Origin of the sequence: Bacteroides sp. 51 (assembly GCF_010500965.1) — a bacterium.
In the GTDB taxonomy this organism is placed as follows: domain Bacteria; phylum Bacteroidota; class Bacteroidia; order Bacteroidales; family Bacteroidaceae; genus Bacteroides.
In genome coordinates this window covers 265,822-281,130 of the sequence record NZ_QVMI01000001.1, presented here as the reverse complement: position 1 = coordinate 281,130, position 15,309 = coordinate 265,822, and the positions used below count along the sequence as shown (strand labels likewise).

The window sequence follows — 15,309 nt, the reverse complement described above, 5'->3', positions numbered from 1 at the left end:
AATCGTTTTATTATTACTTTTGTAGTCTATTTCTATTTCATGGATCGTTTAGCAATCATAAAACAGCCTGTAGTAGACGAACTAGTCGAATTTAAGAAGATTTTTGATCGTTCTTTGACTAGTTCCAATCCTTTATTGCAGGAAGTTATCGACCATATTCATCAACGGAATGGGAAGATGATGCGTCCGATATTAGTACTTCTTATGGCTAAATTATTTGGTCGTGTGAGGCACTCTACACTACATGCAGCGGTGGCTTTGGAAATTCTTCATACAGCTAGTTTAGTGCATGATGATGTAGTTGATGAGAGTACCGAACGCCGGGGGCAACTGTCAGTAAATGCCGTTTATAATAATAAAGTGGCTGTCTTGGTAGGCGATTTCTTATTGGCTTCTTGTTTGGTGATAGCCGGAAAGACAAAAGATATGGATATCATTAAGCAAATATCACTGTTGGGGCAGAACCTGGCCGAGGGTGAATTGCTTCAACTATCCAATATAAGTAACCCTGTTTTTTCTGAGGAAGTATACCTGAATGTGATTCGTAAGAAAACGGCTGCACTCTTCTCTACATGTACGCAAGTGGCTGCCCTTTCTGTAGAAGCAGATTCGGAACAATGCGCTGCTGCCCGTTTATTTGGCGAATACATCGGTATTTGTTTCCAGATTCGGGATGATATATTTGACTATTTCGATAGCGAGGAAATAGGCAAACCCACAGGTAATGATATGATAGAGGGTAAACTTACTTTGCCTGCTATTTATGCGTTGAATTCCACTCATGTTACGTGGGCAAAAGAGATTGCCGCAAGAATAAAAGATGGTGATGCAACACCCGATGAAATCAAGAAATTAATTGCATTTACTAAAGAAAATGGTGGCATTGAGTACGCACAAAAAGTAATGTATAAGTATCGCGATAAAGCTGCCGGTTTGATGGAGGCAGTGCCTGATTCTCCGGTAAAAACGTCTTTATTGGCTTATTTGGATTACGTAGTTAATAGAATTTATTAGACGCGGATTTCTGTGTAATCCGCGTCAAAATTATAAAGGCCAGCATTGAAACCTGGGTGCAGCGCCTCGCTGCCGCCGCCTAGAAGAATTTGATATCTTCTCCCTTTATATCAGAAAGTATTAAATTGGCTAATCGGCTGGTGCCCAAGCGGAACAATTCATTATTTAACCATTCTTCTCCTAATAACTCTTTTACGATGGTATAATAGATCAAAGCGTCATTGACTGTATTGATACCTCCTGCTGGTTTAAAACCTACTTTATTACCCGTCTGATCATAATATTCTTTAATAGCTTCGCACATCACATAAGCAGCTTCCGGAGTAGCAGCAGGTTGTTGCTTGCCCGTAGATGTTTTGATGAAGTCGGCACCCGAATACATAGATAGGATAGAGGCTTTTTTGATATTAGAAGCACTTCCCAATGCTCCGGTTTCGAGGATAACCTTGAGGTGCTTGTCTTTGCAAACCTCCTTAATTTCCTGGATTTCTTCGCATACGCTTTCATAATCCTCACTAAGGAATTTGCCTACGGATATAACAATATCAATTTCGTCTGCACCATCCATAATGGCCATAGCTGTTTCTGCTACCTTCACCTCAATGAAGGTTTGAGAAGAGGGGAAACCTGCTGATACACAGGCTATTCTGACACTATCAACTTCTAATGTGTCACTTACTACCTGAGCAAAGTTAGGATATACGCAAATTGCCGCAACATTCTGTAAATCAGGATATTCGTCATCAAATTTATTCACTTTCTCGGTGAATTTCATTACACATTCGTCACTGTCTGTCGTGTTGAGTGTAGTGAGATCAATGCAATTGAAAAGAAATTTCTTAATCTCCGGCGTATTGTTTGCTGCTACCTTTCTTTCGATTAGAGCATTTACTTTTGCCTGTATATCGTTGTCTTTCAGATCCGTATTGTACTTGCTTAAAGCAACTTCATACTTTGTTGGATTTCCATCATTCTGTTCCATGATTCTTTAATTTAGGATTATTGATATGTCTTTGACTATCTCTTTTTGTTTTCTTTTCCAGATTCCGTGTAAAAGACTCAGTCAGGTTTACACCGGTTTGGTTGGCAATGCATAGGAGAACCCATAAAACGTCTGTTAATTCGTCGTCCAGGTTATCTTTTTCTCCTTCTTTGAAGGACTGATCACCATATTTCCGTGCCATTACCCGGGCTAATTCTCCTACCTCTTCGGTTAAGATAGCCATGTTGGTGAGTTCACTGAAGTAACGCACTCCATGCGTTTTTATCCAGGTGTCTACTTGCTTTTGGGCTTCTTCCAATGTCATTATTCTTTGTTTTTAGTATCCATACAGATGGTTACCGGACCATCGTTTAATAGTTCGACCTTCATATCTGCACCGAACTCGCCAGTACCTATTTCCCTGCCTAATTCACTGCTTAATTTACAGCAGAATTCTTCGTAGATAGGGATGGCTATTTCGGGTTTTGCAGCTTTAATATAGGAGGGACGGTTACCTTTTTTTGTAGAAGCATGCAATGTAAATTGGCTGATCAGGAGGATTTCTCCTTGAATATCTAATATAGATTTATTCATTACGCCTTGTTCATCGTCGAATATTCTGAGGTTGACTATCTTTTTGCATAACCAATCCATATCTTCTTCCCCGTCTGCATCTTCTATTCCGAGTAGGATCATTAATCCTTTTCCTATTGAGGACTTACATACGCCATTTATCGTTACGGATGCATGTGATGTACGTTGTATTACTGCTCTCATAGCAACAAAGTTACAAATTATATCATTAATTTGGTACGAACCTTTTATATAAATCATCCGACCATTTACTATCAATGGTTGGATGATAAATAGTAAATGGTCCGACCCCAGTGAGGCTGCCGGTTTACGATAGAGAATCTTGTATTTTCTTTGCCTTAGCAGGGCCTACAACGGTACTAAGTTCCTCTAATGTGGCTTCCCGGATTCGTTTTACACTCTTGAATTTCTGAAGCAGTTGGGCTTTCGTTTTCTCTCCGATTCCCTCTATACTATCCAGTGCGGAAGCAACCTGTCGTTTGCTGCGTTTATCGCGATGGAAAGTGATAGCAAAGCGGTGTACTTCATCCTGTATCTGCTCTAATAAGCGGAATAGGAGAGTACCTTGCTTCAGGCCGATAGTTTGAGGGGGGAAACCATATAATAGTTCGGATGTACGGTGTTTTCTGTCCTTTGCAAGTCCGGCTATCGGGATATTTAAGTTTAATTCGTTGACTATAACCTGTCTTACCACTTCCATTTGTCCTTTTCCACCATCGGTTATGATCAGGTCGGGCAGGGGACTTTCTTCTTCAATGGCTCGCTTATAACGTCTGCGAACAACTTCCTTCATTGAGGCATAATCATCCGGACCTTCAACCGTTTTTATATTGTATTTACGATAATCCTTTTTGGATGGCTTTAACTTCTTAAATACCACACATGCAGCTACAGCATCCGATCCCTGGATATTCGAGTTATCAAAGCACTCTATCTGCAAAGGCATTCTTTCCAGATGTAACTCCTGCTGGATCTCTTTCATCAAACGGATGCTTCGTTGCTCCGGATTCAGCTTTTCGGTTTGTTTCATCCGGTCTGCCTTGTATTGCTTTACATTAAGGAGGGATAAATCCAGCAGTTTTTTCTTATCTCCCCGTTGTGGAACGGTAAATATTACATTGTTCAATTCCATATCCAAAGGGAAGGGAATGATAATTTCACGGGAGAGGCTTTTATATCTTTCGCGCATTTCAATGATGCCAAGCGATAGAAGTTCTTCTTTCGTTTCTTCCAATCTCTTCTTGTATTCAAAGGTGAAAGCCTGGTTAATAGCTCCATTTGTAATATGAAGATAATTGATGAAAGCGGATTTTTCTCCGTCTTCTTCTATTGAGAATACATCAATATTATGCAAGACAGAACTAACTACCTCGGATTTGGAGCGATAGTTCTCGACCAATGCATACTTCTCTTTTACCTGTTGTGCTTCTTCAAACTTCATATTTGCAGCCAATTCCTGCATTTGCTCGAAGAGTAGTTTGCTTATTCTTTGGGTATCTCCTTTCAGAATTTCCTTTATCAGTTCAATGTTCTTCATATAATCCTCGTGGGATTGTAATCCGACACATGGACCTGCGCAGTTCTTAATATGATATTCCAGGCAAACATTGAATTTTCCGGCATGAATGTTTTCCGGAGAAAGATTATGATTGCATGTGCGCAAAGGATAAAGATGCTTAATCAGGTTCAGTACTGCCATCATAGATGGAAAGTGACTGTATGGACCAAAATACAACGAACCATTTCTGATTATTTTTCTTGTTTTGAATACTCTTGGAAAATATTCATTCTGTACACAGATAGAAGGATATGTTTTATCGTCTTTTAAGAGTACATTATAACGCGGTCTGTATTTCTTAATCAGGTTGTTCTCCAGCAAGAGTGCATCTTCTTCTGTGTTAACTACAATATATCTTATGTCTGCTATCCGGCTAACGAGCACCCTTGTTTTCCCAGGTTCGTGCTCTTTGCTGAAATAGGAGTAGACCCGGCGTTTTAAGTTCTTTGCTTTACCAACGTAAATAATGGTTCCTGTGGTATCTAAGTACTGGTAAATACCCGGAGTTTCCGGAAGGCTCATTACAATGCCTTTCAGATAATCGCTGGTTCTTAATTCCTGTTGTTCCATTTTTATGTTGGCTTAATATTTCGAAACCTATGAATGATAATACTGTAGGGGCGGTTCGCGAACCGCCTCTACAGTATTATAGCGATAAAATAGATTCTATCTCTACATCATCATCAAAGATATCTTTTCCTTTTAACTCCTCCAACTCTATGATAAAGTTGACATAGATCTTCTTTGGATTCAATTTCTTAACCAAACTACATGCTGCTTTCATTGTTCCTCCTGTAGCTAATAAATCGTCGTGCAATAATACAATGTCGTTTTCGTCTATAGCATCTTTATGAATTTGCACGCAATCGGTTCCATACTCTTTATCATAGCATTCTTCAATTACCTCTGCCGGCAGTTTGCCGGGTTTACGAATAGGGACGAATCCTGTTTTTAATCTTGTTGCCAGGATAGGACCCATAATAAATCCTCGCGACTCTATGCCGATGACTTTAGTTATACCTTTATCTTTATACATATCGTACATTGTATCGGAAAGTATCTGCAAGCATTCGGCGTCTTTAAATAATGTAGTAACATCTTTGAATTGAATACCCGGTATCGGGAAATCAGGAATGTTTCTCACGCTTTTTATTAGACGTTCTTTATTTGTTTCTTCGTTCATTTTCATGGGGTTATCTTATGTTTTAATATTTAATGTTTCACGTGGAACATTTTAAATTTCATCCTATTCATCGAAGTTTCCTATCGTCCGCAAAGCACTAGAAGAACATTGATGTCACTTGGAGATACTCCGGGTATACGACTTGCTTGCGCAATTGTTTCGGGGTCGATCTTGATTAGTTTCTGCCGTGCCTCGGTTGATAGTGATTGCAAACTGTTATAATCGAAGCGGCCTTTTATTTTGATACTTTCCAAGCGAGCCAATTTATCGGCGATGATTCTTTCGCGTTCAATATATCCTTGATATTTGATTTGAATCTCCGCAGCTTCAATAATCTCTTCACGACGCTCGGTGATTTTATCCAATTCGCGCTTGAATGCTGATACATGTTCGGCGATATTCTCAATTGTGATTTGCGGACGATTGATTAAATCGATCAGTTTGCAGCCTTGCTTTAAAGGAGTAGTCCCAAGTTTTTCTAATGCTTCATTGATCAGGTTCGGTTTGATAGAATAACTTTTGGTGAAAGATATAATGCGATCAATTGCTTCTTTTTTGTTTTTAAGTAGTGTATACCGATCTTCTTTTACCAATCCGATCTTCCATGCTTTTTCAGTTAGGCGAATATCCGCATCGTCCTGGCGAAGAAGAATTCTGTATTCGGCGCGCGAGGTGAACATACGGTAAGGTTCGTCGACTCCCTTGGTTACGAGGTCGTCAATTAAAACACCAATATATGCTTCGTCTCGTTTCAATGTGAATGGTTCTCCTCCGTGGCAATTAATGTGTGCATTGATGCCGGCAATGATTCCCTGTCCCCCAGCTTCTTCATATCCGGTTGTTCCATTTACCTGTCCGGCAAAGAATAGGTTTTTGATGATCTTCGATTCTAACGTGTGTTTTAGTTGGGTTGGGTCGAAGAAGTCATATTCAATGGCATATCCCGGACGATAAATGATCAGATCTTTAAAGGCGGGAACTTTTCGTAATGCAGCAATTTGAATATGGAGTGGGAGAGAAGAAGAGAAGCCATTCAGGTATAATTCTTGTGTAGTCTCTCCTTCGGGTTCTAAAAATAGCTGATGTTGTATCTTCTCCGGGAAGGTGACAATCTTCGTTTCAATGCTTGGGCAGTAGCGTGGACCAATACTTTGGATTTGTCCATTATATAAAGGAGAATCCGGCAATCCATCGCGTAATATTTGATGAACTTCTTCATTTGTAAAGCAGGTCCAGCATTGTAATTGTTTCAGGTGGCGGACATTTGTGTCCATGTATGAGAATTTATGGAAATCACATTCTCCGTCCTGTGTCTCCATTAAGTCATAGTTTACGCTCCGGCCATCAATACGTACGGGTGTTCCGGTTTTCATCCGGTCATATTTGATCCCATGTTTGGCGATGGATTCGGTTAATTGGTAGGATGCGGGTTCTGCCATTCGTCCACCGGCAAGCTTGGTTTTACCTACATGCATTAAACCATTCAGGAAAGTCCCGGCGGTTAGTATAATTGTTTTGGCATGAAAGGTAACATCCCATAAAGTTGTTAATCCGGTTACTTCTCCGTTTTCAACAAGGATTTCTTTGACTGTATCTTGCCAGATGTGGAGGTTGGGGGTGTTCTCTAAGATTTCCCGCCAGGCCCAGATGAATTTGTTACGATCGCATTGTGCGCGGGGGCTCCACATGGCGGGGCCTTTTGAGCGGTTCAGTATGCGGAATTGGATAGCGGTCTGATCCGTGATCAATCCCATGTATCCTCCCAGCGCATCTATCTCTCTAACGATTTGGCCTTTTGCAATTCCACCTATGGCAGGATTGCAACTCATTTGGCCAATCTTATTCATGTCCATTGTTATGAGACAAGTCTTGGAACCTAAATTGGCTGCTGCTGCCGCTGCTTCACATCCTGCATGGCCGGCACCAATTACAATAACGTCGTATTTAAAATCCATTGAGTTAATATTATAAATCTATGCAAAGTTACGTGATTATTTTCTTTTCGCCGAATTGCGTTATCAAAAACAGTTTTTTACTTTAAATCTTACGATTTTTTAGTTTGTTTTTGCATTACGACTGTTTTGTTTATATAATGTTTCACTATTATGTTGGGGATAGTCAATTTAATTTGAGTTTAAGTGGTCATTTTTGTGTTTTCCGGGGGTGAGGTGTGTTAATCTGTTCAGTCTGCTTTTATCTTATTGGTTTATCATTTTGTTTACTATCTCATTACTGCATTTATATTGCTAATATACAATATATAAGATGATTTTGTGTGCTATAATTTTTTCATAAGATTTAAGGTGTAATTGTAATTATTATTTTTTAATCGTTTTAGACTTTTAATCTATTTGTTTGATTATAAGGCGAATAGTCGGTTTATTCTTTTTTCTGTATGTGCTTTTTTTAATGTGTAAGAATATAATTTTTTAGGACGAATTGAGTGTTTCAACAAGGGTGGAATATTTATTAAATATTCACTAAAAAATGTATAAATACACATTGGAACATTGCATGGAATGCGTTACTTTTGTAGAATTCCTTGCTATTATATTTTATGAAACAACCTATTTTGCTGATATTGCTTGTTGCTCTGTGCGGATTGGCTTCTTGTACTTCCAGGTCGTCTTCAGCTTCTCTCTTCACGGGGATGGACTCTTTATTGGAAAATTATCCGGATAGTGCTTTGATATTATTACAAGATATTGATGCTACTAATTTATCTAATTCACAGCAGGCCGAGTATGCTTTGCTAATGGTTCAGGCTATGGATAAAAATTATATTCCATATACTAATGATTCATTGATCATGGTTGCCGTGGACTATTATGAAGGGAGGCCACATAAAAAAGATCAGCAGTCATGGTCATATTATTATTTAGGACGGGTCTATGAGGGGCTGGGTGATGATATTGCTGCTACAGAAGCATATTTGCGTGCATTGAATATTATAGGCGAAAAAGGAGTGAGTAAACTCCATCTGTATGCGAATATAAATCTGGGGTCGTGTTATTATTATCAGGATTTGTATGAAAGATCGATGGAAAGGTACAGAAAAGCGTATGATATTGGTATTGAAATAGGAAATACGTCTGATTTGTTTTACCCTCTTCGTGCGATGGGGAATGTGTATACTAGCCTAAATCTTCCAGATAGCGCATTGTTTTATTATCATGAGTCCTTGGATCTGGCTGAGCAGGTTGGCGATTCTTTGTTTGCTGCAACTGTTTTATCTGATATCGCACAGTTTTATAATATGCGTGAGATGTATAATGAGGCAAATGAATATATTTCCCGCGCCATTGACCGAAGTCCTAATTTCGATCATGTTTACTATTATTTGAAAGGGGATATTCTTTCTAAGTTGAATAGATTTGATTCGGCTCAATATTATTTAGATAAGAGTTTGGATATGAATAACTTATATACTTATGTTGCTTCAAATTATGCACTTTATAATTTAGAGAAGAATATAGGTAACTATAAGAATGCTGTTCAATATGCAGATAATTATATTGTGTACTATGACTCCATACAACATCAGAATCAGCGTGAAGAGATTACTAAATTGATGAACGATCATGCGTTGGAATCGCATAAAAAAGAAGTTGATGCCCGCCAGCAACGATTCATGCTTTATTATATTATAGGTTTTCTGGTTATCCTGAGCATATGTGTATATGCATTTTTCCATATTGATAGAAATAAGAAAAAGAAATTGATCGGACTGCAACAGGATTTGATGCAAAACCGTTCGAAGCTTGCTCAGTTGCAGAATAAACTGGCTTCATCTACAACAGAGATTGAAATGGAGCGTCAGGAGAATGAAGCTGCCCAACAACAGTTGCAGTTGCGCCAGAAAGAACTCTGCATGCGTTTATTTGAAACCAGTTCTTCTTATAAAATAGTACAGGAGTTTGTTTCAGCCAAACGACAGAAGAAATATCCAAAGGATCTATCTGAAAAGGATAGGCTTAAGGTACAGCAGTTAATCAGTGAAATATATATTGATTTCATTCAGAGTCAACAACAATCTTTTCCTCAATTATCGCAAGGCGATGTATATTGTTGTGTTTTGGCGTACATGGGATTTTCTAATTCTCTCATTGGATATTTGATGGGAGTAGACCCGAATGTGGTCACTCAACGCCGTTATCGTATCAAAGGAAAGATGGATGAATCGACATTTAACCTCATTTTTTCCTCCTCTTCAACCCTGAAATAATGGGGTGTTATGTTTTTCAGAAAAAAAAATCATAAGTGATTGATTATCAATACGACTTTTATTCGTATTGTTATTTGTTCGCCTATAATAAATGCCTAATTTTGCATCAAACCACTAAAACTAACGAAATTATGAGAACGAAATTTTTATTATTATTATCGCTGTTTGCTTTTCTGGCAATGGATGCAAACTCAAAACAAATGGAAACAGAAACAACTTTGAGAGAGATCCAGATTAAAGCTACAGCACGTTTATCACCTAGATCTATGAGAACAACATCATTAACATCAAGTGTACAGGAAATCGCGCCAGCTGTATTTTTGGTTGGTGATGCGGTAGCAGTGAACTTTGCGTCTTCAACATCGAATGCTTCGATCGTAGTGACTAATGCAGAAACGGGTGAGGTTGTTCATCACGAACTATTCTCTTGTAGCGCGCCGACAACTGTTATGATTCAGTTAGATGGATGCGAACCGGGGTTATACTATGTTGATATAACTACTACTTCTACTATATATAATGGTGAATTTACGCTATAAAAAATAAAGTTAGTGGTTGTTTTTGGAATGAATTAGGATTTTCAGCTGTTTGACATTGCAATAACTTGAAAAATAATTGCAAAAATAGGTTTAAGCTAATTTAATCTAAACACTAATTTAATGAATTGATCGGATGTTTCCGGCAGAGTATGTGAATACTTTCATACGCATGTCATAATGGAGATTCTGGTTCATTCCGAAAAAACTTCCACTAAGGTAGATGAATAAGAGGCTGTCTCACGATGATGAGATGGCCTCTTGTCTTATATTGCTTACGCTTTTAGTAATTGGAGGGCTTTATTCTCTGCTGCTTCCATCTTTTCGCGTTCTCCGGGGCCTTTATCATCGATGCCACAGAGGTGGAGAATGCCGTGGATGATGACCCGGTGGAGTTCTTCATTGTATGTGGTGCTGAACTGTTCGGCGTTGGTGGTAACGGTGTCCAGGCTTATAAACAAGTCTCCTGCTATTTTATTGCCTTCTGTATAGTCGAATGTGATGATATCGGTATAGTAATCGTGTTGGAGGTAGGTGCGGTTTACTTCCAGGATTTTCTCGTCCGAGCAGAAGATATAGGCGATTTCACCGACTTTCTTTCCATATGATTCGGCTACTGCCTTGATCCAGGCTGTGATGTCTTTCTTTGCGATGGCGGGCATTTTAACGCCGTCTGTCTGGTAAGTTATTGGCATGGTAACAGTGTTATATTTTAATAGAAGAATAAGTAACTGAATAGGATTGCGGCTACGATTCCGGTGAAATCGGCAATCAGTCCGCAGGTCACGGCATTGCGGGTTTTGGTGATTCCTACGCTTCCGAAGTAAACGGCGAGAATATAGAACGTAGTGTCTGATGCTCCACGAATGACGCTACTGGTGCGGCCGACGAAAGAATCGGCGCCATACTCTGCCATGGTATCAATCATCAGGCCGTTGGCGGCGCTTCCGCTGAGCGATTTCATCAGTCCCGTGGGCAGGGCGCCTACAAAGCTGGTGTCTGCTCCGAGGAAACCGAAAAAAGCACCGATTCCATCGACTATAATGTCAAGTGCTCCGGAGGTTCGGAATACGGCGATTCCTACCAGAAAGGCTACAAGATAGGGAATGATGCGCACGGCGGTGGTGAATCCTTCTTTCGCTCCTTCAATGAATGAATCGTAGACGTTGATCTTTTTACGCAATCCGCTGACGATGAAGCAGATGATTACCGTAAAGAGGATAATGTTGGCGCTGAGTGTGGATATAACGTTCACATCTTCTTTAGGAAGTGCGGTGAAAAGGTAGATTATGCCGGCGAAGAAGATGCTCAGCCCGATCATAAAAATGAGTGTTCCACGTGTAAACAGATTGATGCGCTGCGATATGCTGACGGCGATAACGCCCGCTATGGTGGAACTGAAGGTGGTGAGTAGGATAGGGATGAAGACATCGGTGGGTTGGGCGGCACCCATCTGGGCACGGTAAACCATGATGCTGATGGGGATGAGCATCAGCCCGGAGGTGTTCATCACGAGGAACATGATCATGGAGTTGGTGGCGGTGTCTTTCCGGAGGTTGAGTTCTTGCAGTTCTTTCATGGCTTTCAGTCCCAGGGGGGTGGCGGCGTTGTCGAGTCCCAGCATATTGGCGGAGATGTTCATGAACATGGAGCCCATAACGGGGTGTCCTTTGGGGATTTCGGGGAAAAGTTTGGTTAGTACGGGACTCAGGAAGCGGGATATGGCATGGATCAGTCCGCTGTTTTCTCCGATTTTCATGATGCCTAGCCAGAGGGCCAGGATTCCGGTTAGCCCCAGTGATATTTCGAAGGCTGTTTTCGAGGAACTGAACGTTGAATTCATGATTTCGGTGAAGATTTCCGTGTCTCCCCAAAAGATTAGTTTTACGAGGGCTACGATGAATGCGATAACGAAAAATGCAATCCAGATATAGTTTAAAACCATAGATAATGAACTTGTTATAGTTGAGAATATTCTACAAAAATAGGGATTAGTTTTTGTATATAGTGGCTTTAAGTTTTAATTTTACTTGGAGTTTTCTTCAGAACCTATTGTAGAAGTTTATCGGGCAACCGTCTTAGTCCCTCTGACACCCGGGTCTCAATGGTGCTGACACCCGGGTGTGAACGAGTCTGACACCCGGGTGTCAGAGGGTTTATGCTACTGGCTTTTGAAAATCGTAGAGTAGCTTTTCGAAAAAACAGCAAGAGTCTTTGTCCATATCTCCCTTTAAGTTGAATCGATGATACTTGTGATACTTGGATGATACTTCCGGGGAAGTATCACTATTTGTATCGTGCTGTATGCCAGTCGGTTAATATGCATGGTGATACTTATGATACTTTTCAATCGAAAAAACCTCTTGAATGTGTTGTTGTTCTTTGCCAAACCTCCTTTCATTTGTTGTTTTTTGTAAAATCGGTTATTATCTCTCCAATCTTTTATACCTTTGTGAGTTATTAGCAGATGTACCTATGGAAGAGGATTTTGATATACGCGATTACAAGCTTTCGAACAAAGAACGTGAGTACGAAAACGCTTTGCGTCCACTGGCTTTTGGCGACTTTAACGGCCAGGACAAGGTGGTGGAGAATCTGCGTATTTTTGTGAAAGCTGCCAGTTTGCGTGGCGAAGCATTGGATCATGTACTGTTGCACGGGCCTCCGGGGTTGGGTAAAACGACGTTGTCCAATATCATCGCCAATGAATTGGGGGTAGGGTTTAAGGTGACTTCCGGTCCGGTGTTGGACAAGCCCGGCGATCTGGCCGGTGTGCTTACCAGTCTCGAACCTAACGATGTGCTTTTCATTGATGAGATTCACCGTCTTTCGCCCGTGGTAGAAGAGTATTTGTACTCGGCCATGGAAGATTACCGGATCGATATTATGATCGATAAAGGTCCTTCGGCCCGTAGCATACAGATCGAACTGAATCCATTTACCCTCGTCGGCGCCACCACCCGTAGCGGTTTGCTTACCGCTCCTTTGCGTGCCCGTTTCGGAATAAATATGCACCTGGAGTATTACGATGACGATGTGTTGAGTGGTATTATCAAGCGGTCGGCCGGAATCCTGAATGTTCCGTGTTCGTATCAGGCCGCTAATGAGATTGCTTCGCGAAGCCGGGGTACGCCTCGTATTGCGAATGCTCTGCTCCGCCGCGTCCGCGACTTTGCTCAGGTAAAAGGTTCCGGTTCTATTGATACGGAGATTGCAACTTATGCGTTGGAAGCGTTGAATATCGACCGTTATGGCCTCGATGAAATCGACAATAAAATACTTTGCACCATCATTGATAAGTTTAGCGGAGGACCCGTCGGGCTGACCACCATCGCTACCGCCCTGGGCGAAGATGCCGGAACCATCGAGGAAGTTTACGAGCCTTTCCTTATCAAAGAAGGTTTCCTGAAACGCACTCCCCGTGGTCGTGAAGTAACCGAACTGGCGTATAAACATTTAGGTCGCAGCCTATACAGCGGCCGACAGAATACATTATTCGACTAGCGGCAGTGATTAACTGTAGGGGCGGTTCGCGAACCGCCCGAAAATGGTTTTCTGTATATTCTGTGCATTGGGCGGTTCGCGAACCGCCCCTACAGTATGATGACAGAGTGCCATATCATCTGCATGATTATTTATAGAACTTAATTAAATAAAGATGTCCAACTTGAAATCATTGGCAAAGGACACCGCCATTTACGGAATGAGTAGTATTTTGGGTAAATTCCTGAACTATCTGCTTGTTCCCCTTTACACCGCATCTTTCAGCGCCCAGTCGGGTGGCTACGGAGTAGTAACCAATATCTATGCCGTGGTCGCTTTGCTACAAGTATTGCTGATCTACGGTATGGAGACAGGCTTTTTCCGTTTCGCCAATAAGAAAGAAGAAAACGAAAATACCGTCTATTCATCCATTCTGATCTCGGTTGGGAGCACCTCTTTGCTTTTTGTTTTCCTGTCTCTTGTCTTTTTAGACCCGATTTCATCGTGGTTTGGTTATGGAGATCATCCCGAATTTCTCGGTATGATGGCTATAGTGGTAGCGATGGATGCTTTTCAGAGCATACCTTTTGCTTACCTTCGGCATAAGAAACGCCCTATAAAGTTTGCTGCGATTAAATTATTCTCGATCATATTCGGCATATCGCTCAACCTGTTCTTCCTTTTGCTCTGTCCGTGGTTGCATACACACTATCCCGAAACCATCTCATGGTTCTACGATCCGTCCTATGGGGTAGGCTATGTGTTTGTGGCCAACCTCATTACCACACTCTTCCAGACCGTATTCTTCATTCCCGAACTACGCGGATTCCCTTATAAGTATGACCGCGAACTGATGAAACGCATCTTCCGCTACTCCTCTCCGCTCATTATTCTGGGAGTAGCCGGTGTATTAAATCAAACAGTAGATAAAATCCTGTTTCCCTTCCTGTATCCCGATGAAAACGAAGCACGCGTTCAACTGGGCATTTACGGAGCAACCTCCAAGGTAGCCATGGTAATGGTCATGTTCACCCAAGCCTTCCGCTATGCTTACGAACCCTTCGTCTTTAGCAAAAACAAAGATGGCGACCAACGGGCGATGTATGCACGGGTGATGAAGTTCTTTATCATCTTTGCTTTGCTGGCTTTTCTCGCCGTAATGTTCTATCTGGACATCCTGCGATACATCATTGCATCCGACTATTGGGAAGGACTCGATGTGGTTCCGGTGGTAATGACCGCCGAACTTTTCATGGGCATCTATTTCAATCTCTCCTTTTGGTATAAGCTCATTGACGAAACCCGATGGGGAGCCTATTTCTCCTTGATCGGTTGTGTCATTATCATTGCATTGAACGTTCTTTTTGTGCCTATCTACGGCTATTGGGCTTGCGCCTGGGCCGGATTTGTGGGATACGCCGTTATCACCGTACTTTCATATCTGTTGGGACAAAAGAAATACCCAATCAACTACGACCTGAAAGGCATTGGGTTATATGTCCTTCTGGCCGCTGCCCTTTATGGCATATCTTTGCTCGTTGTACCTTCAAACATTATCCTGCGTTTATTGTTCCGTACCCTATTACTGTTTATATTTATAGCCTATACCATAAAAAAGGATCTTCCTTTAAATCAAATTCCGGTTCTAAACCGTTTTATTAAGAAGCCATAAGCGGCAAGCGGCAACGTGCCGCTGCGAAGTTCTATGCAGAATTATAATTAGTTATAATATGA

At 41.1% G+C, this 15,309-nt stretch carries 13 protein-coding genes; 5 read left to right on the top strand and 8 right to left on the bottom strand.

Annotation, left to right across the window (positions count from 1 at the left end):
• Window positions 1–39: 39 nt before the first annotated feature.
• The gene (locus D0T87_RS00975) at window positions 40–1,014 is read left to right on the top strand and encodes a polyprenyl synthetase family protein (RefSeq protein ID WP_163171928.1); all 975 of its coding nucleotides are present in this window, start codon (window positions 40–42) and stop codon (window positions 1,012–1,014) included.
• 79 nt (window positions 1,015–1,093) lie between these two features.
• Here the strand turns inward: D0T87_RS00975 and deoC are convergent, their stop codons facing one another.
• The 6 genes from deoC to mnmG all read right to left on the bottom strand — a co-directional run bounded on the left by deoC (window position 1,094) and on the right by mnmG (window position 7,286).
• The gene (gene deoC, locus D0T87_RS00970) at window positions 1,094–1,996 is read right to left on the bottom strand and encodes a deoxyribose-phosphate aldolase (RefSeq protein WP_163171926.1); all 903 of its coding nucleotides are present in this window, start codon (window positions 1,994–1,996) and stop codon (window positions 1,094–1,096) included.
• Window positions 1,983–2,321 carry a nucleotide pyrophosphohydrolase gene (locus D0T87_RS00965; RefSeq protein WP_163171924.1) on the bottom strand — a complete coding sequence of 113 codons (339 nt, stop codon included), beginning with the start codon at window positions 2,319–2,321 and terminating at the stop codon, window positions 1,983–1,985. Before D0T87_RS00965 ends, deoC begins: the two co-directional genes overlap by 14 nt.
• Window positions 2,321–2,773, bottom strand: coding sequence for a D-aminoacyl-tRNA deacylase (dtd, locus tag D0T87_RS00960; protein WP_163171922.1), 453 nt, complete (start codon window positions 2,771–2,773; stop codon window positions 2,321–2,323). Before dtd ends, D0T87_RS00965 begins: the two co-directional genes overlap by 1 nt.
• A 124-nt stretch (window positions 2,774–2,897) precedes the next feature.
• A complete protein-coding gene (uvrC, locus tag D0T87_RS00955; RefSeq protein ID WP_163171920.1) occupies window positions 2,898–4,718 on the bottom strand; it encodes an excinuclease ABC subunit UvrC in 1,821 nt (606 codons plus the stop codon).
• 76 nt (window positions 4,719–4,794) lie between these two features.
• On the bottom strand, window positions 4,795–5,331 hold the full coding sequence (locus D0T87_RS00950; protein WP_370526804.1) for an adenine phosphoribosyltransferase: 537 nt from the start codon (window positions 5,329–5,331) through the stop codon (window positions 4,795–4,797).
• A gap of 80 nt (window positions 5,332–5,411) precedes the next feature.
• The gene (gene mnmG, locus D0T87_RS00945) at window positions 5,412–7,286 is read right to left on the bottom strand and encodes a tRNA uridine-5-carboxymethylaminomethyl(34) synthesis enzyme MnmG (RefSeq protein ID WP_163171916.1); all 1,875 of its coding nucleotides are present in this window, start codon (window positions 7,284–7,286) and stop codon (window positions 5,412–5,414) included.
• A 602-nt stretch (window positions 7,287–7,888) separates the two neighbouring features.
• On the opposite strand from mnmG, the gene D0T87_RS00940 reads away from it, so the two are divergent.
• Together D0T87_RS00940 and D0T87_RS00935 are read left to right on the top strand one after the other, a co-directional pair.
• A complete protein-coding gene (locus D0T87_RS00940; protein WP_163171914.1) occupies window positions 7,889–9,556 on the top strand; it encodes a tetratricopeptide repeat protein in 1,668 nt (555 codons plus the stop codon).
• Window positions 9,557–9,687: 131 nt separating this feature from the next.
• A complete protein-coding gene (locus D0T87_RS00935; RefSeq protein WP_163171912.1) occupies window positions 9,688–10,095 on the top strand; it encodes a DUF3244 domain-containing protein in 408 nt (135 codons plus the stop codon).
• Window positions 10,096–10,367: 272 nt separating this feature from the next.
• Here D0T87_RS00935 and ybeY read toward each other — a convergent pair whose 3' ends face one another.
• Both ybeY and D0T87_RS00925 read right to left on the bottom strand, forming a co-directional pair.
• A complete protein-coding gene (ybeY, locus tag D0T87_RS00930; RefSeq protein WP_163171910.1) occupies window positions 10,368–10,787 on the bottom strand; it encodes an rRNA maturation RNase YbeY in 420 nt (139 codons plus the stop codon).
• A gap of 17 nt (window positions 10,788–10,804) precedes the next feature.
• Window positions 10,805–12,037: a nucleoside recognition domain-containing protein gene (locus tag D0T87_RS00925; RefSeq protein ID WP_163171908.1), complete on the bottom strand. Its 1,233-nt coding sequence runs from the start codon at window positions 12,035–12,037 to the stop codon at window positions 10,805–10,807.
• Window positions 12,038–12,567: 530 nt separating this feature from the next.
• Between D0T87_RS00925 and ruvB the strand changes: the two genes are divergently transcribed.
• Window positions 12,568–13,596 carry a Holliday junction branch migration DNA helicase RuvB gene (gene ruvB / locus D0T87_RS00920; protein WP_163171906.1) on the top strand — a complete coding sequence of 343 codons (1,029 nt, stop codon included), beginning with the start codon at window positions 12,568–12,570 and terminating at the stop codon, window positions 13,594–13,596.
• A 154-nt stretch (window positions 13,597–13,750) separates the two neighbouring features.
• Complete coding sequence (locus tag D0T87_RS00915) at window positions 13,751–15,247, top strand: lipopolysaccharide biosynthesis protein (RefSeq protein ID WP_163171904.1); 1,497 nt, start codon at window positions 13,751–13,753, stop codon at window positions 15,245–15,247.
• Window positions 15,248–15,309: the final 62 nt, after the last annotated feature.